The sequence below is a fragment of the Bartonella vinsonii subsp. berkhoffii ATCC 51672 genome (assembly GCF_902825225.1).
Taxonomy (GTDB): Bacteria; Pseudomonadota; Alphaproteobacteria; order Rhizobiales; family Rhizobiaceae; genus Bartonella; species Bartonella berkhoffii.
Window position 1 is genome coordinate 1 of sequence record NZ_CADEAK010000047.1, and the last position, 1,826, is coordinate 1,826.

A 1,826-nucleotide genomic window follows, 5' to 3' on the forward strand; every position below is an offset into this window, starting at 1 on the left:
TTTAAAACTGATAACGTACTCCACCAGAAAAACTTGCTCCAGATATACCGGTTTTTTGAAGCTTTTGTTGATAATTGACATCACCATGAAGAGAGAAATTATGGGAGAGTTGCGCATTGATGCCAACGCCGCCTTCAATTGCAGCTCCCATAGGATCAAGGTCAAAGTCTCTGCCAATCTGGATGGTACCATCATCACCAAATGTTTTGATCAAGTTGACTTTTCCATAGAAAGATAGAGGACGGTTGTATTCAGTGGAAAGGGTTTTGGTTAAACGCCCACCACCACGAATCATCCATTGATGAGGATTGTTCATATCAATGGTAAGATTATCGACATCTGTAATGGTGTTAAACATCAAGTGTTGATAGGCAAGTTGTGCTTGCGGCTCAAATATTAAGCCTTCCGTTCCGGTTGCAAATTGTTTGCCAACAGTGGTGGAAATACTCAACATCTTGGCATTTTTCAATTTTGCGGTTTTGCCAATGATGGCATTGGTGAAATCGCCTTTAAGAATTCCATAAGATAAAAGTGTATCAACATAGAAACCATTGTCATACTGGAAGCCACCATAGGCTGTCAGGGACCATTTGTCCAATGTGTTCTTACTTGCATCTTGCATATCTTTTGGAGTGAAAGACAGTTGTCCATAAGTTGCAATAAGACCGAAATGTGTTGTGGAATTTTGTCCCTCAATTGCTGCCAATGTCACACCGGCTTGTAGGGCAGCATAGCGAAGATCAGTGCCATAACCATATTTTGAGAGGACCATGTTCAGAGGATAAGGTTCCTGTGCTTCCGTAGGTGTAAAGGAAGAAACCGGTGTTTTTTTCTTCTTCTTTCCCCAAGACAGATGTTCTCATATTGACTAACAACGCGTTTTGCTTTGCCATATCAGTCAATCCACTATAGAAGAGAGCATTGGGCATGACGATATAGCCTGCCGTTTGTGGTACAAGGGCGTTCACATTTGGGCTAGAACCAGAACCCGTTTCAAGAATTTCCTTGTGCAAACGGAAATTCCAGAAATCTTTGTTCTTTTCATCAAAGAGGTTTTGCGCGATATTGGCTTTCCCTTGGCTTGATTCTGGTCCATAGGCACGCAGCGTGTACATATCTGGTGAACCATTTCTTGTGGTATAGCCATTGACGAGTTTGAAAGAGTCTTCTTGTGCTTTTCCAGAAACTTGGATAAGTGAAATTCCACTTATATTTGAAGGATCAAAAGCATTTATGACGCTGTTTCTGTCTCCTAAATCGCTTTTGATATAAACTTTTGTGTTGCCTGAGACATCACCATGGATGAGCAGCCTATCGGTTTTTTGATCGGCAACTTGCTATGCTATCACTCCATGCTACATTGAAGTAAATTTGTGCGTCTCCTGTTGCATTGTAGACTGCTGATGTGTCTGGTTTTCCAGAACCTATATGCAATGTGTGATAATGCTCTTCTGTAGGTTTGCTAAAAACAATGGAGCTATTATCAAGATTAAGCGTGGAAATATCAGAACGAGATTTTTGTGCGATATCAAGATGTTTCCCGTTATCATTGAGTTCTGTTGTACTGGTTTTTACGATCCATTGCGTATTGTTGTTCAGATTAAAGGTTGTTTTAGGGCTGTTTATAATTTTTGTTCTGCCCTCTAATACGGAGTCATCAGCATTGAGTATAAAAGCGTAATTATTTGCTTTCTTTGAATCTTTGGTTATTAATAAGACATCGGCACGGATTTCTGATTTTTTGCCAAGATTAACAGTACGGGCTGCTTCATTTACGCTAATTCCAATTCCATTTTTAACGTGAAGCTTTGCATTGGTTAAATTGA

At 40.0% G+C, this 1,826-nt stretch carries 1 pseudogene; it reads right to left on the bottom strand.

Annotated elements, in window-relative coordinates:
* Position 1: 1 nt before the first annotated feature.
* Positions 2–1,826 (bottom strand): annotated as a pseudogene (locus J7R10_RS07995) (autotransporter outer membrane beta-barrel domain-containing protein); the annotation flags it as partial.